A 21114-nucleotide genomic window follows, 5' to 3' on the forward strand; every position below is an offset into this window, starting at 1 on the left:
TATTTTATATTAAGGAGGTTAATCCAGCTTTTCATTTCAAATGAAATTCACTGAACTCCTAAGACAATAAAAGTTAAGTGAAGTAATCTGGGCTATTTCCTGGTTTAAATAAAAAAAAGCTATCTCGATAAAGATAGCTTTTTTTGAGAAAATATTTTAGGTTTTCTTTAAATTCCTACGTAATTACTAGGAGTTATTGCCATTAATTCAGCTCTGACAGCATCAGAAACTTCCAGGGTTGCAATAAAATTATGAATTGCTTTTTTATCAATAGCTTCATTTGTTCTTGTCAAACCTTTCAACGCTTCATAAGGGTTTGGATAAGCCTCACGACGTAAAATAGTCTGAATAGCCTCAGCCACTACAGCCCAGTTTCTCTCTAAATCTTCAGCAAATTTACCTTCATTCAAAAGCAGTTTGTTTAAACCTTTTAGAGAAGCTTCAAAAGCAATAATAGTATGTCCAATTGGCACACCAATATTACGTAAAACAGTACTGTCAGTCAAATCACGTTGTAATCTTGAAACCGGTAATTTAGCTGCCAAATGTTCAAAAATAGCATTTGCAATTCCTAAGTTTCCTTCTGAGTTTTCAAAATCAATAGGGTTAACTTTATGAGGCATTGCCGAAGATCCAATTTCTCCCGCTTTGATTTTTTGTTTAAAATAATCCATCGAAACATACGTCCAGATATCACGATCTAAATCGATTACAATGGTATTGATTCTTTTTAGAGCATCAAAAAATGCAGCAAAATGATCGTAATGTTCTATTTGAGTGGTTGGAAAAGAGTGGTGTAAACCAAGATCTGTTTCAACAAATTTATTTCCAAATTTCTTCCAGTCAATTTGTGGGTAGGCAACATGATGTGCATTGTAGTTTCCTGTTGCACCACCAAATTTAGCAGCAAACGGAATATTAAATAATAAACGCATTTGCTCTTCAAGACGTTCTACAAATACCAGAATCTCTTTACCCAAACGAGTAGGAGAAGCCGGTTGTCCGTGCGTACGTGCCAACATTGGAATATCCTTCCATTCTACACTTAATTCTTTCAATTTAGAAATTAAAGAAATTAATGATGGCATATAAACCTGCTCAAACGCATCTTTTGTAGAAAGAGGAATAGCAGTATTGTTAATATCCTGAGACGTTAGACCAAAGTGAATGAACTCTTTGTATTGAGATAAGCCTAATTTTTCAAAAGCATCTTTGATAAAGTATTCTACCGCTTTTACGTCGTGGTTGGTTACTTTCTCCGTTTCTTTTATCCAAAGAGCATCTTCTGTAGAGAAATTTTTGTAGATATCGCGTAAGCTGTCAAATAAATTTGGATTGACATCTGCAAGTTGTGGTAAAGGTACTTCGCACAAGGCAATGAAGTATTCAATTTCAACTAATACACGGTATTTTATTAGAGCTTCTTCAGAGAAAAATGGTGCTAATGAAAGGGTTTTACTTCTATATCGTCCGTCAATTGGTGATATAGCATTCAATTCGTTTAAAGTAGTCATTGTTATGTTGTTTTTCGAAAGGCACAAATATAAGCTATTGTTAAAACTTCTGAAAATTACCGAAGAGTTATTATGATAGAAACTAATAAATTAAATTATTGTTTTGAAAATTTTATCCCAAATGGTAAAATAGAAACCAAAATTATGCGATTCATTTTTATGATGATCAGAATGAAATTTGGTTGTAGATATCCATTTTGTAACATAATTTTTATACCAAAAATCAGGAAAGAGATCTTTTTTTAAATGACCAAATATTCCGTACATGAGATTTAAAATAAGATAAATAATAATGCTAAGATAATTAAAGTCTAAAACTGTAATCGATAATAACCAGATAATGCCAAATCCTAAAGTTTCTACAGGATGCAGCACATACAAACTATAAACACTTGTTTCGACATGTGTGTGATGAAGTTGGTGAATAGGGGAAAACCATTTTAAATAATGCGCCAGAAAATGGAAACAAAACATAAAAAAATCCATTACAACAATCAACAATAAAGTGTCGGTTATTATTGAAAAAAACGATGGCGAAAAATCTATTTTAATAACCCCAAAATGATATAATTCAAAACCCAGCAGCGTTATAAAGGTATTGCAGATCAAGGTTGACAGTACCCACTTGCGATCTCTGTTATTTAATTTGGTATTATCATATTCGATTATTTTTGCCAGAATAACAGAAAAAATTATCAGGATAAAATTTTCGATTAAAAAGAAAAAAAATAAACTAAGTAAATTGAACTGAGATAATTGCTGTAACCAGCTTTCGAATATCATGGTGTTTTTTCTATTTCAAATAATCTTTCTCTTAATTCCGCAACACCTTCAGAGGCAACCTTAGCAATAACTTCGACTTTATTCTGAATATTGGGAATTGAAATTGGTTTAGGATCAATATAAAAAACAGGCGTAATACTATACGTGTAAGAGATTAATCCCGCTGCAGGATAAACTTGTAACGACGTGCCTATAACGGCAAAATAATCTGCGGTTTCTGTAATTTCGATAGCTTCTTCAAGTGCCGGAACATCTTCGCCAAACCAAACAATATGAGGTCTCAGCTGATGTCCGTTTTCATCAAGATCGCCCGTATATAAATCGTCCGGCCAATCCAGAATTAAATCGCGATTTCGCGTGCTTCGTACTTTTAATAATTCTCCATGCAAATGCAAAACTTTTGTACTTCCGGCACGTTCGTGCAAATCATCTACATTCTGGGTAATAATGTGCACATCAAAATCCTGCTCTAATTCGGCTAAGATTTTGTGACCTAAATTAGGTTCTACTTCTTTAAGCTGTTGACGTCTTTTATTGTAAAAATCCAAAACCAATTCGTGATTTTTTCTCCAGCCTTCAGGAGTTGCCACTTCCATCACATCATGTCCTTCCCATAAACCATCGCTGTCGCGAAAAGTTTTAATACCGCTTTCGGCACTTATACCGGCTCCGGTTAAAACAACCAATTTCTTTTTCATTATTATTCAATTGAAGGATAAAAATAGTGATTTATGGGAATAAAAAAGTTAAAGTCAATATTTTGTGCCGTTAGACACTAAATGTGGGTAGAAAAAGAATTAAAAAAAAATTTAGCGTGCCGTAAGCCAATTTCATTAAGTTAAGCTTTTAGAAAATAAAATTACTGCAAATAAAATCCGTTTTTATCCGCGTTTTTACGAAAGTAAATCTGTTTTATCTGCTTCAAAATTAGACGCTGATTTTATTGATTCGCTAAAGCGAAAACGCTGATAAAAACGGATTTATCTAATTACTTTCCTGATTAAACTGTTTAATAATTTTGTAGTTAATGACATTGCCCGTAGGCACATTTTAACTTTGATTTTTCACAGGAAAAAAAGCGTAATTATACTTATTGTAAGAGTCTTACAAAAGGCTTATTTTTATTGTGGAGTAAAGTAAAATAAACTTTCAATGATTTTAATTCAGTTTACAGGATTATCAGGTTCAGGGAAAACAACATTGGCTCAGAATGTTCGCCATTTGTTAGCGGATAAAAGTTATAGTGTTGAGATCGTTGATGGAGATGTTTATCGTAAAACTATTTGTAGTGATTTAGGATTTTCGAGAGAAGACAGATACGAAAATATCAGACGTTTGTTTCAGGTAGGACAAAATTTTGTGAAAGAAAATACAATTGTTTTAATGTCAGTCATTAATCCTTATGAAAATCTGCGTAACGAGTTAAGAACCTATGAATTTGTGAGAACGGTATATTTAGATTGTTCGATAGCCAACCTTATCAAAAGAGATCCAAAAGGATTGTATCAGAAAGCTTTGCTGCCGGATCACGACATTAATAAAATTAATCATTTTACCGGAATAAGCGATGTTTTCGAAATTCCATGCAATGCAGATTTAGTTTTAAAAACAGATTTGGAAACGGAGATTTTTTCTACTAATAAACTATATGATTTCATCATTAAAAATTTATCTGAATAATTTAATTTTTCACAGCATATGAATCCTTCTTCAAGTAAACTTCCGGTTTCTTTTTCAATCGATCAATTGCAAGAAGATCTTGTAATATGCGAAAATGATTTGTGGACACCACATTTTAATACCAATCGATACGAAGGAAACTGGACAAGCGTTTCCCTCAGGTCGCAATCGGGTTTGGTAAATGATATTACCTCTTTTCCAAACAAAGAATATCTAAATACCAGTTTACTGGATCGCTGTCATTATTTTAAAGAGATTATGGATTGGTTTCAATGCGAAAAAGAAGCCGTGAGATTACTTCGATTAGATCCCAAAAGTGAAATTAAAGAACATGTAGATAATGATACCTCTTATGAAGATGGTTTTTTTAGAATTCATATCCCTATTGTAACCAACGATAATGTGTTTTTTTATGTAGATAAAAAACGTGTTCCTATGAAAATGGGAGAATGTTGGTATGCCAATTTTCAGCTTCCGCATAGCGTAGAAAATAAAAGTACTGAGCCACGTATTCATTTTACACTTGATTGTATAAGAAATGATTGGTCTGACGAATTGTTTACTAAGATGGGTTTTGATGTAAATGAATCACCAAAGGAGAATCAATATTCAGATGAAGTAAAACAGCAGATTATTGCTGAGCTTTCCCGAAATCCATCAGAAGCCGGAGCTAAAATCATTGCAGATCTGCAATAAAAATAAAATCGTAAAATGGAAAATATAAATCATCCACTTTTCAACTGGATTCCTGTTACATTAATCGAAAAAGACAATGAAATTTATTTTGAATGGATTTATTTGGCAGACCTAAAATATGCCGATCCGTTTTTTGATGAAACGCTTGCAAAGTGTAAAAGTCATCCTTATAATTCAAAGCCATTTAAAGTAATAAGTACGGTAAAAAATCTTATAGATTGGTCTAATGAACTGATTTCGGTCGAACTAAAATCATTGGTCTTTCATGTCTCCAGATGCGGTTCTACAATGTTGAGCCAGTCTTTGGCGAGTTCTTCAGAAAATGTAATGATTTCTGAAGCGCCAATTATCGATCAAATTTTAAGAAGCGATCTTTTTAGTTTGGATAAAAAAACAATGCTAATACATTCAATAATAAAATTATTGGGACAAAAAAGATTTCCCGAACAACAGCATTTAATCATAAAACTTGATGCCTGGCATATTTTTAAGGCTTCGTATTTAAGATCCATTTTTCTTGAAATGCCTTTTGCTTTACTTTATAGAAATCCAACAGAAGTTTTAAAATCCCATCAGAAAATGATGGGAATGCATATGGTTCCAAATGTATTGCCTTCTAACGTTTTTGGTATTTCTCCTAAGGAGATTAATGAAGTAAGTTTTGAACAATATGGCGCCTTGGTATTGGAAAAATATTTTCAGGGATTTCTTGATTTTTACAAAACAGATCAAAACGTTGTAATGCTCAATTATAATGAAGGAATGAAAGCTGTTGTTGAAAAATTCGTAGCCTTTATAAAAGTGCATTATTCTAATGATGAAGGTAACAAAATGTACGATCGTTTAAAAAGACATTCTAAAAATGAAAGCGCGGTTTTTGCCGGAGATCAGTTTAAAGAAGAAACTTTGCAGATCGACTTTTCGAGGCTCGATGTTTTGCATGAAAAATTGAATAACAGCGTAGTTGCGTATTGATAGAGTTGAAAATGGAGGTGAAATTTCTTTCTGTTTTAATAATGATGTATTTTTGCGGCAAACACGAATAAAATGATTGATTTAGATTACCTCGCTTTCCTTGAAAATATACTGACTGATAACCGCAAAGAAAAATTTTTAAAAGTACTCGGAAATCGTACCAAACATTTTACGGTTGTTGTCGAAGATGTTTTTCAGATGCACAATACAAGCGCTGTGATGCGTAGTTGTGAGGTTTTCGGGATTCAGGAACTGAATGTTATCGAACAGCGTTACGGAAAGAAGATTGATAAAGAAATTGCAATGGGCGCTCAAAAATGGGTAGACATTAATCAGTTTGATTCTGTTAAGACTTGTATTTCGACTTTAAAAGAGCAGGGATATCAAATTATTGCCACAACGCCTCATGAAAATGATTGTTTGCTGGAGGATTTCGATATTACAAAACCAAGTGCTTTATTTTTTGGAACAGAAAGAGACGGATTGTCAGAAGAAATTCTCGAAAAAGCAGATGGTTTTCTTAAAATTCCAATGGTTGGTTTTACAGAAAGTCTGAATATTTCTGTTTCTGCCGCGATCATCATTCAAAACTTAACCAACAGATTACAAAAATCAGATATCAACTGGCATTTATCCGAAGAGGAAATTTTGGAGAAACGTTTGGCCTGGGCTAAAAATTCGATTAAAGATATTAAACGAATTGAAGCGCGTTATTTTGAAGAGAATCCGAGATAAGTTGCTAAGAGGCTAAGTTACTAAGTTGCTAAGAATATAGTTTTTGTTTGACAGGTGAGTAATAATTGTAGATTTAATCTCGCGAATTCACAAAGTTTTATTTTAAAAAGTAAGATTAAATAGCGTCCAGTTAAAGCTAAATGTCATTAAATTAAGTCTTTATAAAATCAAATTATTACAAATCAAATCCGTTTCTATCCGCGTTTTTACGAAGTAAATCTGTTTTATCCGCGTCAAAATTAGACGCTGATTTCACTGATTCGCTAAAGCGAAAACGCTGATAAAAACGGATTTTTATAATTACTTTCTTGATTAAACGGTTAAGTAATTTTGTAGATTTTTTCTTAACTTAATGAAGTTGAACTTTAGCTGGATGAAAATATTAACGGAAACAAAAAGGCTTTAGCCAAACCAATAAAGTTTGTCTAAAGCCTTTTTTCTATTTAAATCGTATTCCCCTAGCTGAAGCTATGGGCTATGCAAAAAAAACTTTGCAGCTTCGCTCCCGATAGCTACCGGGATTACGAGAAATTTTGAGTAAAATTCAACAGAAGTTGTCAAACTTAGAACCTTAGCAACTTAGCGCCTTAGTATCTTTGAAGCTATTTCTTCAAAAACAAAATAAATCCCAAAATACTAACAATCAAAATGGTTAATGCGGCTACAACCATTGTAAGATCACGAATATTTTTTCCTGCCCAATCCATAAATAAAAATTTATGGAGAATAGCAAAAGAATAACCTTCGACCATATCACTGTTTTTAACTACGGCAGCTAATCTTGAAGTAGCAGTTTCGATAAAATACGTTGTTTTTTCCGGCGTGTCATATGCCAATTTTACAACAGGCAATCTTTTATTGACAAAGCCATATTCACGACTGCTAAAATCGGTTAAGAGTTTAGAATCTAATAATTTTACGTTTTCTAAAGAAACATGAGGTTCATCTGAACCTTGATCCATTTCGCAACAAGCAAGTTTAGGCGCTCCATCTGTAAAATAATAAGCTAGAAATTCAGCGTATTTAAAGTCCAGATTTGGCACGACTTTATTGGTTGCAGCATTAATATAAATTACCTCAGATTTTGGATCATCTTTTTTATTCCATTTTGCATTAGAATCTGATTTCGATGTTTTGAATTTTTGTTTTTCAAGCAATTCACAACGGAAATATGTGGTGTCATTTAAAGTAATAATACTCGCGTTCTGAAAACGGCTCCAGTCTAAATCCAGCTTATTATTGGCCACCGGAATTTCTTTTGTTTCGAATGTGGGTTCGTAAACCATTTGCGATAAAGTATACGGATTCCATTTTGTCGTGGCGTGATAGGCTCCGCTAAAAGCAAATGTCAAAGTAAAAAGCGAAACCCAAATTCCAATTTGACGATGGTATTTTCTAAGTCCTTTTTTAGGAGCTAAACTATCTGTTTTTTTAAATTGTTTCCATAGTAAACCATAAATTAAAATTCCGCTCAAGGCAGAAAAGCCAATGATAGACAATAAGAAAATCATCGTAATGATTCGGATACTATTGTTTGAAATGGCATCAATAAAAGACCAGTTATGAAAAGTATCAAAGAACCAGATAAACGCTTGTCTTGATGTTGGGTTATAAGTGGCCAATTTACCGGAAGATGTTTCTACATAAACCTGCATGGCATCAGGGCGATCGAAACTTAATTTGTACACCGGCAAATAACGATTGACATATTTGTATTGCGAAGTAAATTCGGTTACAACTTCACTATTTTTTACTGCGCTTTTTTGATCGTCCAGAAAATAACGCGAAAGCCATTCGGCATATTTTTGATCTCCGTTTTCCAGTTTTTTGGCTGTTGCGGTATCAAAATACCAAAGTTCGCCAATTATAGTTTTTAGCTGATAATAGGTCTTATTGTTGAAAGTGACAATTCTGAAATTTTTGAATTGCGTTAGTTCATTTTTTTGTAAAACTTCCTGAATCGAAAAGTGCAATTGCGTTTTATCAATTACTTGCGTTTCGAGTTTTTCGTGTGCAATTTCAGGTTTAAAAAAATGTGCCATAAACGGATGCATCAATCCTGAAAGTGTCCAGAAAATTACTGGAATAATGGTAATTAACCCAATCACACGGTGCCATTTGTACATGTGCTGTTTGACTTTCCTGATAAATTTAGAATCTTTCTTTTTAGATTTTTTGGCTTGATTTATTTCTTTGCTCATATTTTGAGTTTTTATGATTTGCTTGATTTTTCACCACAGATTAAAAGAATTAAAAAGATTTTTGAACCATTAAGAGATTAAGAAAAGTTAAGCTTAATGAAACTTAATATCTTAATGGTTCAAAATTTAAACTTCCTTAATCTTTTTAATCCTTTTAATCTGTGGTGAAAACTTATTTTTTTAAGGAAAAATTATACTGTATTCCAAATACAAATGTTCTTGGTGCCGCTGCTGTGTAAGTAGGTTGAGCATTTGTTGTATTGGCTCTCGAAACATTATAAGCATATAATTTATCCGTTAGGTTAAGCACGTTTCCGTATACTTCAATTTTTTTCCATTGATAACCCACTCTGGCGTTGAATATATTATATCCGCTGTATTTTACAGTATTTATCTGATCCTGATAATAGCTTCCAACAAGCTGCCATTCTACAGAAGTTCTAAGATTTGGAAGCCAGTTTGGATAATAACTTACCTCAGAATTTCCGGACCATTTGGGTGCTGCAGGCATTTCTTTTCCGTTTAAATCCTGAACAGGATCGCTTGGTTTGTCCGAAAGTTTAAAATCGATATAAGTGTGTTGCGCGTAAGTTCCGCCCAGACGAATATTCAATTGTTTTGAAGGACGATACGAAGCGCCAAACTCAATTCCTTTATGACGTGTTTCTCCAGCCGAACGATAATCCGTTGAATTATCAGCGAGTTTAATGTTTAGTAACTCATTTTTACCTTCCATATAATACAAAGCATAATCAAAATTTAATTTATTTTGAAAGAAAGAAAGCCAGCCGCCAACTTCGTAATTATTGAAAGTGGCAGGTTCAAGATTATAATAAAAATCTGCAGGAATGCCAGTTGTTCCGCCTGTTCCGGGTTTTGTTCTAAAAATAGAAGTGATTCCGGGAGGCGCAAAACCTTGTGAATAATTGCCATAAAATCCGGCAAACTCAACTGGATTGTAATTGGTACCAGCTTTAAAGGTTACTTTATCATAAAGTTTACTTCCGGTAGAATTGTCAAGAGCATTGTCATAATTCACTTTCATATTGTCATAACGCCCGCCAACCGTAAGAATCAGTTTTTCAATCGGGTTAAAACTTATTTGCGCATAAGCTGCAGCGTTATAAATGTCTGCAGTATAATCGGCTAATTTTGAGTCCGGATGCTGTGCAATGATTTCATAAGAATCGACGGTTTGTTTTCCCGCTTCTCCGGGATTCAAATTGGCCTTTAGATCAATAACATACGACCAGTAGGTTACTGGAGAATAATCGTATAAAGCACCCGCAACAAGTTTGGTATTTAAAAAATCAAACTTCTGAGTATGTTGTCCAATCGCCCCATAACTTTTAAAGTTATTCGAATTTACTTCGCCTTTTGCCGTTGTAGGATTTACAGTTGGGCTCCATCTGATTCCATACGAAGGATTTTGGCCTAGTTTATTATCACGTAAATATCCTGTAATATAACTGCTCGAATTACTGTTCCAATCGTGTTCTAATGTTAATCGCGTTCGTAAAGCATCAGATTTTCTATACGTGAAATTAGAAGTGCTTTTGTATGTTCTGTTGTTAAAAGCATCTTCGTTAACCGTTCCGCTCATGTCAGAATAATATTTTCCGTACATCGTGTTACTGATCAATCGGGTAGAAGTAGAAATATTGTAATCGATCCTCGCATTCAGATTGTCTTTATTGTAATCAGAATACGCCATCCAGCCATTTTCCTGTAAACTGGAAATTCCCGCAATATGAAAACCAACTTTGCCAATTGTTGCTCCGCCGGCAGCCTGAAATCTTCTGTAACCATAATTATCGGCCTGAACACCAAATTTAAATTCCGGATCAACTGGTGGTTTTAGCGAAATCAAATTGATAGTTCCTCCAACCGCTTCAGGTCCGTATAGCGAAGAAACAGGGCCTTTTACAACCTCGATACTTTGCAAATTAAACTGATTAATTTCCAGTAAAGCATTGTGATTAAAAATTCCCATTGGGCGAATTGGCAAACCATCTTCGAGGTATAAATAATAAGCATTGGTGGTCATTGGCTGACGAATAGACATCATGTGCTGCTCATTTCCTAAATTCACCATTAATACTCCCGGTGTTTTATTGATGATTTCGTAAACCGCCGTAGCTTTGGTTTCGTTGATTGTTTTGGCCGTGATTTTGCTTATTGCAACTGGAGTTTCTTTGCGTAAAGTGGCTGTACGATTGGCTGTTATAAAAACATTTTCCAATTCCTGAGATTTTGTTGTGTCTTTTTCTGTTTTATTCTGAGCTGCGACACATTGTCCTATAATTAGTAATAGGATGAGGGATATTTTTTTCATTTTAATTATATAAATTTTAAAAAATCAACCGGTATTCTCTTGGCAGAATACGGGAAAGGCTTCTCAAAAGAATTGAAAAGCGGGACTAAAATTTATATAAAGTAAGATGGTGGATGAAAGATAGAGTTTGAAACCGAAATTGGTTTTTTATCGAAATAAGCAAAAATGGCTTTTCGTGTAGTTATTGGTACAACTAATTTTAAATTACTCAACGAAATAGTATGAATATAAATGACTTCTGCTTTTTCTTTCAGGTTATCATGCATTTTTTTTTCGTTGTCAGCATATTTCTTAAGACTTTTTTGAAGCTCACAACGTCCATTACAGGAATTAAAAAGCATTTTGCGCTGCACACAAATGGTTTTCGAAATTTCATCCTGATTTAATTTGAATGTAGTATAAACGCAGAAACTGCCAAATGATGGCATCAAAAGCATAAAGGAAAGAAATATGATTATGATTTTTTTCAAAGCTTGTTTCGTTGTTTTGTGTTTTTTTATTTTTAATGCAAATTAAAAGTTGAAATTTACCTTTAGGTACAAAATATTGGTAGCGTTTTTGATTTGAAATTCGTTGGCGTGCCGTAGGTACGCCATAATTATCATTTTGTAGTGTAACTATGGCACGCTAAATTTATTTCAATTGATATTTCCTAGCCATATTTGGTGCCTAACGGTACGAATTGTCAAACCAGCTTTGCAGAATCTCCTGCTGGAATGTCTTTTCATTTTATGAATTTTATATAATTTTAAATTTAAAATGTGCGTAAACACGGTTTCGTTGTTTGGCGAACAACGAAATACATCTCAATACTAATTTGAAAATGTGATTTTAAAAATTATATAAAATAGGATGGAGGTCGAAAAGTAGTTGTCGCAACAGCAATAGGTTTTTGATCTAAAGAAGCAAAAAATGCTACTTGAGATGCTATTGGACTCACTAATTTGAATTCGTTTGTAGTTGTATTTTGAATGTAAACAAACTCTGCTTTTTCTTTGAGATTGTTTTGCATTTTCTTTTCATTGTCGGCGTATTTTTTTAAACTTTTTTGAAGTTCACAACGGCCGTTACAGGAGTTAAAAAGCATTTTGCGCTGTACACAAATAGTTTTCGAGATTTCGTCCTGATTTAATTTGAAAAAGGTATAAACAAAGAAACTGCCAAAGGATGGCACTAAAAGCATACAAGAAAGTACTATGATAATAAACTTCTTCAAGATTTGATTTTCTTTGTTTCGGCAGCAAAAATACATTTTATTCGTTTTATAACGAATGATTTTGAGTTTTTTCTAAAAAAAAATCTCCAACTATAAATTATAATTGAAGATTTTTTAGAGCAAAAAGTAATAAAATTTTATAAAGCTTCCAGTATTAAATCCGGAATAAGAAATGTTTTTTATGCGTTTTGGTAGTTCTTTTATTTCGCTTCTATTATCGAATTGTTTAGTCTAAACGAGCAATAAACGAGATAAACAGCGCATAATATAATTATGCCTACGGCACCTTGCTGAGTGCCAATGTAATCTGTTGCAAATCCCATTAAAGGAGGGATTATAGCTCCGCCTGCTACTCCGGTTACCATTAATCCTGATATTTCATTTGTTAAAGATGGCTGTGATTTTATGGCTAAAGTATAGATTACAGCAAAAATACTCGATGATCCAAATGCAATTATGCAAACCAACAAGAGAATTAGAGATTGATTTTGCACAAAAATTAAGCCTGTTAATGCCAACAGTACGACAATCATATTGATTTTAAAAAAGGATTTCTCAGAGAATTTACTCAATAAAAGCACACCAAATACGGTACCAATTGTACGGGCTGCAAAATACCAGCTTGAACCATATGTGGCAGCTTCTTTGGCTAAACCAGCTCTTTCTATTAGTAGTTTTGGCGTTACGGTATTCATACCTACATCCAGACCAACAATACACAGAATACCGAGAAATGACAATAAAATATTGTTGTCTTTTAACAGACCAATTGTTTTTGAAAAGCTGGCCGTTTTCTTTTCAAATGAAACTTCTTCTATTTTGGTAAAAAATAACCAGACCAATGAAATAGAAGTAATTAGGGTATAAATGTAAAAACTCTTCTCCCAAGATCCATATTTTAAAGAAAAATAACCAACTAATAATGGTCCTGCAAAAGAGGAGATTGCTTTAATAAATTGTCCTCCGGTAATAAAGCTGGTGAGTTGTTTACCATTGACAATATTTGTAAGCAACGGATTTAATGAAACTTGTAAAATCGTGTTGCCTATTCCTAATAAAATAAAGGTAATATAACAGCTTGTTTCATTAAAAGAAACAACAGGAATAACAGTAGCTATTAATGTAATAAGCAACCCCACTGAAACTAGATTTTTTCTACCGTATTTGTCCATTGCTATTGCAGCGGGAATTGATAATATGAAGAACCATAAAAAAACCATAGAGGGTAAAAAACCGGCCTGGGTCTCGCTCCAATTGAATTGAGATTGTGCGTAGGTAACCGAAATACCTACTAAATCACAGAATCCCATGATAAAAAATCCCAGTAAAATTGGTAAGAGTTTAAAAATAGTGTGCTCTTTTTGCATGATTTATTATTTAAGTTCTTATTAGTAAATAAAATTAGTTAGACCATTTTTGACTTGGTTTATCGCCAACAGTCATTTTCATGACCCCGCCTTTTTTTATCTCATCCAAATTTATTTTTAAATTTTTTAAATCTGTATTATTGAAAGCGGCTTCTTGCAGATAAACATTCTTTTTAGAATTATCAGTCACTTCAATTGTAAAATCTTTTCTGTTTAATGACTTAGGTAATTTAATACTTACCTTATCAAACAAAGGACTGCTTATTTGGTATGACGGATTAATTTCGGTTAGGCCTTTAACATCAAATAAACCTATAGATGACATTACGTACCAGGCACCTAATTGTCCCTGATCTTCGTCTTGTCCGTAACCATAACCGTGTATTCCTTCTGTTCCATAAAATTCATCACAAATGGCATGTACCCATTTTTGAGTGAGATAGGGTTTTCCTGAAAAATTAAACAGCCATGAAATATGCAGGTTGGGCTGATTTCCGTGATTGTAAAATCCTGATAATCCTGCAAATGCATCAATCTTAGTGCCGCCGCCAAATACGTTTTTTTGAGATTTTTCAAAAATAGTTTCCAATCGGTCATTAAAGGTGTCTTTTCCCAGTGTTGCCACTAATTCATCTATATCATGAGGAACATAAAAAGTATACTGCCATGCATTGCCTTCCTGAAAACCTCTCCATGGTTGTGAAGGATCAAAATTATCAACAAATTTTCCGTTGGCATATTTAGGGCGAATAAATTTAGTCTCTTTATCATACAACAATTTCCAGCCTTTGGATAATTTTATTAGTTGTTCATAATCTTTGGTTTTTCCCAATGATTTAGCAAATTGTGCTACTGCAAAAGCACTGTATGAATATTCTAATGTGTGCGAAGCTGAAAATCCGGAGCCTTCTGTTACGGTATTAAAACCTATGTCGTCCAGTTGTGGTGAGTAGCCATGTTCTATAAATTGTTTTACATCCATTTTTCCTGCACCTTCAATCCTGTCTTTCCAGGTAATTTCGTTCTTTAAGGCAGCTTCATAACCTAATGCTACATCAAAATTTCGGATACCTGAATTGTACGCAGAGGCAATTGCCAAACCTGTAAAATTAGTACCAACGCCGGAAACATACTTACTATTTGCAAGTCCGTCTCCAAGCCAGCCGGCATCTTTGTAAACCAGTAGTTGTCCTTGTATCCAATCAGCGTAATATTCCGGATAGGCGAGAGCCCATAATTGGGTTAAATTCCAAAATCCTCCCCAAATTGCATCTGTATTGTAACAATTGTGTTTAAGAGTTCCGTCACTATTTAATGGAATTTGACCAATTTGCCCGTTATTCATAGGGTAGGCTCCATTCACATCGTTGTACAATCCTCTTCCTAAAAGAACATGATATAGACCTGTATAAAATTTTATTTTATCGGTTTCATTTTTACCTTCAACAGTGATTCTTCCCAAGTATTCATTCCAGGTAGCAAGTGCTTCCTTTTTTGCTTTATCAAAATTGGTGCTTTTTGCCTCGGTGTCAAGATTTAATCTGGCATTTGCAATTGAAGTATACGACAGACCAATTTTTACAGTAATTGTTTCATTTTCTTTCGTGTCAAAAGTTAAATATAAACCAGCTCCAATTCCCGAAATTTCTTTTTTGTCAGGTTGTGTTTCTTGTTTGTTGAATACACCAAAAGTCTTTGGTTTTTTATCCAAAACGGCAGAAAAGTACATGGCCACTTCGGCACCTGCCTGATATTTTTTTACGTATTCCGGAGTAGTAATTACATAACCCTCTATGCGGCCATCTGGGGTCATGGTTACTTTTGATTCCTTTACTGCACCGCTTTCGCCTTGTCTGTTTCCGATATCAAATATAATATGAGATTCGTTTGATTTTGGAAAAGTATAACGCTGGAAACCGACTCTTTTTGCAGCGGTAAGTTCTGCTTTTATCTTATAATCTTTTAGTAGAACCGAATAATATCCGGAAGTAGCATATTCGTCTTTTCTGTCAAATCGGGAACGATACCCTTCGTCCGGATTTTCAAGAGTTCCCGGAATTGTCTGTAATTTACCAACAGAGGGTGCGAGAACAATTCCTCCAACCTGAAATTCATGCAGACAGGCAAAACCTTCGATTGATGTGTCACGGTCGTCATATCCTGTTGCTTCCCAGCCATGTTCATTACCAATATGGGCATTGGTAGAAGGACCTAATTTCGCCAGTCCAAAAGGTACAGCAGCGGGAGTATAAAAAAACCATCGGCTATGGGCTGTTCCTATGTTTGGATGTACATAATCAGATAATTTTTTTTGTTCTTTTTGACTATAAACTGTACTGAATATACAGCTCATGAGTATAAATAATAGGTTTGAAATCTTTTTCATTATAAAATAATTTAAAGTGTTTTATTTTTTTATTAATGCAATTCGGGCATAAAGTTCAATTACTGCAGCTTCATTAAGCAGCCATTTTGGTGTTTTTGATTCATCCTTTTCAGCATTCCAATTGCTGTAAACCAAACCTTTATTGTCGCGGGCATTTTTCCAGGCATAATTGATGTTTGTAATAATTGTATCTACATATTTTGAGTTGTGATCTACTTCATATAAATCCTGATAGCCGCGAAATAATACGACAGTAAACCACGGGTCATCTAAAATTGAGATACGGCCATCGGCTTGTTTTTTTCCAAAATACAAATAAGATCCTTCTGCCAGTGACTGCGCTTCCGTAAGATACTCTTTATTGCGTGTAATTTTATATAAGCTTACGGCTGCCTGAAGCATTGTTCCGGTATTATAAGTCCAGGCAGTTTTTAAAATTGAACGATCGGCCGTTTTCATATCATTCCAGTAAATGTTTTCTTCTGCCCGTAAGTGAGAGTGCATCCAATTGTAAAATTTTAAACCCCAATCTAAATAATATTTGTCATTTGTCTGCTCATAAATTTTTAAAGCTAAAACAGTTGCTTTTCCGTTAGAACAGGCTGGTTTTTGATTGTGAACACCTTCAAGCCAGGTAACTCCCCCTTCGAGATCATCATTCCATCCGCTGATAATGAATTCAAAAACTTCTTTGGCATCTTTTAGATAATGAGCTTCTTTTGTATTAGCGTAAGCTTCGATATAATCAATCCCCACTAATCCGTTATCGTCATAATAACGATCAGATTTTTCAAATCTTACGGGATATGCCTGATAACCTATTGGTTTTCTAATTGTGTCGCGATATTGTTTTTGAGCTTCGATCAAATTGCCCAATGTCTTACTGTATTTTTTTTGATCAATTTTGTAAAGCAAATTTACAGCAGATGTCATACCGCTAAAAGGCCAAAGAAAAGAAACTTCTTTTGCCGATTTTTCTCCATCATTAAAATAATTGATATTTGGCTGATTTGTATTTGGATAATACTCAGAAAATAAATTATGTTGAGGTAAATAATATAAACCGTAAACCAGAGCATAAAACGATTCCGCTCTGTTTTTATACGTTTTGTAAGAGGCTGTTTCTTTGTTTTGGCTATCAGCTTGTACAGCAAACAGACAACAGGTAATAAGGAGGATTAATTTTTTCATAACTGTTTTTCTCCTTTTAGTAAGGCGATGCGGCCATAAATCTCTACTAATGCAGCTTGTTGTAACAACCATTTGTCTCTTCCGGGCTTAATTCCTGACCAATCTTCATAAAATAATCCGTAATTGTTTCTGGCTTTTTCCCAGGCATAATCTGCATTGCTAATAAAGGTATTTACATAATTTTGCGCATTGGGATCGTGCTTAAGAAGATCCAGATATCCTCTAAAAAGACATACATTAAACCAGGAATCATGATCCGGGAAAAACAGTTTACCATCGACTGTTCTTGTGAAAATGCGATAAGCAGATGATGCAATTGCTCTGGCTTCATTAAGATAGATCTGATCTTTAGATATTTCGTACAATAAAATGTTATTGGTAATCATTGCACCGGAATTATAGGTCCATTTGGTCTTGTTAACAAAGTTGTCCCTTACCCTGATATCGTTCCAGAAAAGATGATCTACCGGATCTTGTGTATTTGCATTGAGCCAGAGATATAATCTTTTAGCAAATTTCAGGTATTCTTCGTTTTTGGTATGTTGATAAAGTTTAAGGAGATAAGTGGTTGTAAAAGCAGTTGCACATACTGCTTTGTTGCAAAGATCACTTTCGGGTTTATTTTTATATTGCTCTACCCAATATATTCCGCCGCCAGCTTTGCTGTCTTCCCCAGTTATACTAAAATCAACCTGTTGTATTGCTCTGTCTAAGGATGCCTGATTTTTATTGATTTCATAATCTTCAATTAATTCAAGTGCAATAATGGCGTTGTCATCGTAAAAACGATCATCTAAACTGTACTGTACCGGAAATGCAGCATAGGCACTGGGCAAACGCTGGGAATCGTAATATTTGTCGAGCGCATTGTACGGGTCACTTAAGGCCAGATCTTTATATCCTATTGCTTTTAATTGGTTTACGCCAGTTAAAAGAGCATCAAGTGACCAAAGAAAGGAACTTTGCCTGTCATCACTTTGTTTAGGGAAATTTTCGAGATAAAGTCCACTGCTGTTGATTTTATAGTTTTGCTGAATTAAATCAAATGTTTGTTTTGCTTTTTCTTTATAACTAATGCTGACAACCGGATCAGTGGGGTCTGGGGATGTTAATTCATTGTCTTGATTTTCCTGACAGGAAAAAAAAAGTATTGAAATTAACAAGAGACCTGTTTTTTGAATATTTTTCATAATATAAAGTTTTAAACAGGCTGTTTGAATGCATCAAACAGCCTGTTATTTTTAATTAGTTATAGTAACCGAATGTTTATAATCTCCATTAGGTGACATATCGATAACGACATTTGCATGTTTGTTTTCAGAATCCTTAGGAAGTTTGTACATCCCGATCCAGTCCTGACTTTGACCCGGAGCTGGCAGGTCTGCCAGATTGTAAATGTTATAATATTGAGCAGGTTGAGTGCCATCTGGAGGGGTTCCAAATGCCGGTATTCCGGGAATATTTGAACCGTTCATTTGATCATTATGATAACTTCCCCAAATTTCTTTTCCTTCATTGGTAGTAATCCAAAAACGATAACGTTCTTCAGGATAACCCCAATCGTGGTAAAATGGGAGGGCAATATTTTTTACTTCAAATTTGTGATTGCCAATATATGTTAAATCTCCAAGATTGTACTGCCATGTTCTGATCATTTGAATCGACTGAATTTCTGTGGTTTTAATGGTAAGTAAATTAAAATCGACAATAATTCTATAAGCATTTCCGGTTCCCGTAATTGCAGTACCCGCTTCTGTTTCAGACTCGATCAACTTTTTATCGGCACTTAATTTGTAGTAAATTTTTGGATCCGAAAGTGAATTGCATAGATTTATTTCACCATTGTTAAGAGACGCAAAAATTTCGAAAACACCATCTTCAACTTTTTTAAATTTCATTGCTGATTCGATACTTTGTGCTTCAAATCCTTTTCCGTAGATATACAATTCAGTTGGAATTTCGGCAATTCCGGCCGGACGTTTTAATCTTAAAATGCGGGTTTCTTGTGTGTCTTTTTTCTCGCCTCCCTGAGAAGCCACCACTTTCCATTTTACAATTCCTTCAGAATCAATGCCTATGTTAGCGTTTTTGGCCAGAATGATAAGCTGTTTTGGTGTTAGTGATAACCAATTGTCACTGCCTCCGCCATTAGAAACCACTTTATAGATGGGGCTGCTAAAGTTCCCATTTTCTTTATCAAATACAACTTCATATAACACAACACCTCCATAATAGGATGTTGCTTTTGTCCATTCGAATACAGTTGGAGATCCGTTTTCTAAATCTATTGCCAGAAGTTGGTTAGCCGTAGGGCTTATTAATGATTCCGGTGCATCAAAACCAACTTCTAATTCATAATTGTCGGTACAGCTTCCTAAAACAAGGAGGACTATCAGACTAAAAAGTCCAGTATATATCTTTTTCATAGCTTTAGGTTTTACCAATTTGGATTTTGAGTTAAGTTTTTATTTAAATCTCTTTCTGATTGCGGTATTGGCCACAGATAGTTTTTACCAGGATCAAACATTCTTTTTTCAACACGGATGTATCCATTATCGATAAGTATAGCTTCATTTGTTTTTATTCCGTGAACCCATTGATTCAAAGCTGTTTCGGCTGTTTTCCAACGGCGTAAATCCATTAATCTTAATCCTTCCATTGCAAGCTCTGAACGGCGTTCGCGACGGATAATTTCTTCCATTTCAGCATTTGAAACAGTAGGATAATCCAGGGCATTTGTATTTGTAAATCCTGCCCTTGTACGTAATTTTTTAATTGTCATATTCCATTCTGTCTGACCAAAATCATTTAGTTTCACTTTTGCCTCAGCATACATTAGCAGTACTTCAGCATAGCGAATCAAAATTAAATTGGAGCCAGATTGCAGCATATTACGAGCTGTTTTGTCATAAAATTTAGAGACGTAATATCCGGTTGGAGTAGCATTTGATGAATTATTTATAGAATTATCTCCAGTTCCCAGAGCGGTATTTATCGTCGTAAAAGTACCATTGGGGTTTTCTAATTGAGAACCGTGTCTGATAAGTGTAGCGTCTAAACGTGGATCCCTATTGTTATATGGTGTTAGTTCATTATAACTTGGATCTGAAATAGTTTTCCCGTTTAATAACAAATAGCTGTCAGCCAGTTCTTGTGTTGGAGAAATTGCCGCGAAGCCGCCAAAAGAAGGCGGAATTAAATAATATTGAGTGCCCTGTTCTCTGTTTACAGGCATAAATTGAACATCTAAAAGAACTTCTATATTATTTTTATTCTGAGGTTTAAATAGATCAGAGTACGTACCTGAAAATAAATCTAAAAATCCTGCTTCCTGTTTATTTATAAGCGCATCGCAGATTGCTGCTACTTCCTGCCAGCGGTTTTCACAAAGTAAAACTCTTGCTTTTAATGCCATTACTGCACCTCTGGTAAAACGTCCTTTATCTTTTGCGCCATATGAGTTGGGTAATATTTTAGCAGCATCCAGTTCATCCAAAATAAATTGCAACACTTCGCCTTTGGGTGTTCTGCTAATTCTTGTTGATTCTTCGATGCTGATCTCTTTTGTAACTAAAGGTACATCTCCATAATTATTCATTAATATAAAATAATGGAAAGCACGGATGGCTCTCGCTTCGGCAATGTATCTGTTTTTTAAGTCAGCATTTAAGTTGGTTATTTTATTAATGTTATCTAATAAAATATTGCAATGTTTGATTCCTACATATCTGGAATTCCAGACATCACGAATTAATGGCGATGATGCATCGTAACTGCCATTTGCTACATCTCTGACAAGTGATCCGTTATTACTTTTTGTGTATGAATTATCAGAAAGCGATTCATTAAATATAAATTGATCTGCATTGTACAGGTCAGGATAACAGCTGTTTAAAGCATTAAGAGCATCGTCGGGTTTGTCCCAAAAAGATAAATCCGATTCTTTATCTAATAATGGTGTGTCGAGACTTTCGCATCCCCAAAAAACACACATTATAAGTGCGATTACTATATGTTTTGTTTTCATATCTAAAT

General features: G+C 34.3%; 17 protein-coding genes. 4 read left to right on the plus strand and 13 right to left on the minus strand.

Features of this window, described 5'->3' with window-relative positions; genetic code table 11:
• Positions 1–167 precede the first annotated feature (167 nt).
• The 3 genes from purB to FLP_RS20030 form a co-directional block, all read right to left on the minus strand.
• On the minus strand, positions 168–1514 hold the full coding sequence (gene purB / locus FLP_RS20020) for an adenylosuccinate lyase (RefSeq protein ID WP_065451271.1): 1347 nt from the start codon (positions 1512–1514) through the stop codon (positions 168–170).
• Positions 1515–1604: 90 nt separating this feature from the next.
• The gene (locus FLP_RS20025; protein WP_065451272.1) at positions 1605–2297 is read right to left on the minus strand and encodes a sterol desaturase family protein; all 693 of its coding nucleotides are present in this window, start codon (positions 2295–2297) and stop codon (positions 1605–1607) included.
• Complete coding sequence (locus tag FLP_RS20030; RefSeq protein WP_065451273.1) at positions 2294–2995, minus strand: SIR2 family NAD-dependent protein deacylase; 702 nt, start codon at positions 2993–2995, stop codon at positions 2294–2296. Before FLP_RS20030 ends, FLP_RS20025 begins: the two co-directional genes overlap by 4 nt.
• A gap of 454 nt (positions 2996–3449) precedes the next feature.
• Here FLP_RS20030 and cysC point away from each other — a divergent pair, with 454 nt between their 5' ends.
• The 4 genes from cysC to FLP_RS20050 all read left to right on the plus strand — a co-directional run bounded on the left by cysC (position 3450) and on the right by FLP_RS20050 (position 6383).
• Positions 3450–3977, plus strand: a complete 528-nt coding sequence (gene cysC / locus FLP_RS20035) for an adenylyl-sulfate kinase (protein ID WP_065451274.1) — start codon at positions 3450–3452, stop codon at positions 3975–3977.
• An 18-nt stretch (positions 3978–3995) separates the two neighbouring features.
• Positions 3996–4673: an aspartyl/asparaginyl beta-hydroxylase domain-containing protein gene (locus FLP_RS20040; RefSeq protein ID WP_065451275.1), complete on the plus strand. Its 678-nt coding sequence runs from the start codon at positions 3996–3998 to the stop codon at positions 4671–4673.
• A gap of 15 nt (positions 4674–4688) precedes the next feature.
• Positions 4689–5648, plus strand: a complete 960-nt coding sequence (locus tag FLP_RS20045) for a hypothetical protein (protein WP_065451276.1) — start codon at positions 4689–4691, stop codon at positions 5646–5648.
• Between the two features lie 72 nt (positions 5649–5720).
• Entirely contained in the window at positions 5721–6383 is a 663-nt protein-coding gene (locus tag FLP_RS20050) for a TrmH family RNA methyltransferase (RefSeq protein ID WP_065451277.1), read from the plus strand.
• A gap of 602 nt (positions 6384–6985) precedes the next feature.
• Here the strand turns inward: FLP_RS20050 and FLP_RS20055 are convergent.
• The 10 genes from FLP_RS20055 to FLP_RS20100 form a co-directional block, all read right to left on the minus strand.
• Entirely contained in the window at positions 6986–8584 is a 1599-nt protein-coding gene (locus FLP_RS20055; RefSeq protein ID WP_065451278.1) for a PepSY-associated TM helix domain-containing protein, read from the minus strand.
• Between the two features lie 172 nt (positions 8585–8756).
• Positions 8757–10919 (minus strand): TonB-dependent receptor, encoded by a 2163-nt coding sequence (locus FLP_RS20060; RefSeq protein WP_065451279.1) that lies wholly within the window; start codon positions 10917–10919, stop codon positions 8757–8759.
• Positions 10920–11011: 92 nt separating this feature from the next.
• Positions 11012–11389, minus strand: a complete 378-nt coding sequence (locus FLP_RS20065; protein ID WP_243397591.1) for a hypothetical protein — start codon at positions 11387–11389, stop codon at positions 11012–11014.
• A 368-nt stretch (positions 11390–11757) separates the two neighbouring features.
• The gene (locus FLP_RS20070) at positions 11758–12135 is read right to left on the minus strand and encodes a hypothetical protein (protein WP_243397592.1); all 378 of its coding nucleotides are present in this window, start codon (positions 12133–12135) and stop codon (positions 11758–11760) included.
• Positions 12136–12335: 200 nt separating this feature from the next.
• The gene (locus tag FLP_RS20075) at positions 12336–13502 is read right to left on the minus strand and encodes an MFS transporter (RefSeq protein ID WP_065451282.1); all 1167 of its coding nucleotides are present in this window, start codon (positions 13500–13502) and stop codon (positions 12336–12338) included.
• A gap of 34 nt (positions 13503–13536) precedes the next feature.
• Entirely contained in the window at positions 13537–15888 is a 2352-nt protein-coding gene (locus tag FLP_RS20080; protein ID WP_065451283.1) for a GH92 family glycosyl hydrolase, read from the minus strand.
• Positions 15889–15909: 21 nt separating this feature from the next.
• Positions 15910–17079: a glycoside hydrolase family 76 protein gene (locus tag FLP_RS20085; protein WP_065451284.1), complete on the minus strand. Its 1170-nt coding sequence runs from the start codon at positions 17077–17079 to the stop codon at positions 15910–15912.
• On the minus strand, positions 17076–18269 hold the full coding sequence (locus tag FLP_RS20090) for a glycoside hydrolase family 76 protein (protein WP_065451285.1): 1194 nt from the start codon (positions 18267–18269) through the stop codon (positions 17076–17078). Before FLP_RS20090 ends, FLP_RS20085 begins: the two co-directional genes overlap by 4 nt.
• A gap of 51 nt (positions 18270–18320) precedes the next feature.
• Positions 18321–19505, minus strand: a complete 1185-nt coding sequence (locus FLP_RS20095) for a SusE domain-containing protein (protein WP_123921691.1) — start codon at positions 19503–19505, stop codon at positions 18321–18323.
• An 11-nt stretch (positions 19506–19516) separates the two neighbouring features.
• Positions 19517–21106: a RagB/SusD family nutrient uptake outer membrane protein gene (locus tag FLP_RS20100; RefSeq protein ID WP_065451287.1), complete on the minus strand. Its 1590-nt coding sequence runs from the start codon at positions 21104–21106 to the stop codon at positions 19517–19519.
• Positions 21107–21114 lie beyond the last annotated feature (8 nt).

The sequence above is a fragment of the Flavobacterium piscis genome (assembly GCF_001686925.1).
Taxonomy (GTDB): Bacteria; Bacteroidota; Bacteroidia; order Flavobacteriales; family Flavobacteriaceae; genus Flavobacterium; species Flavobacterium piscis.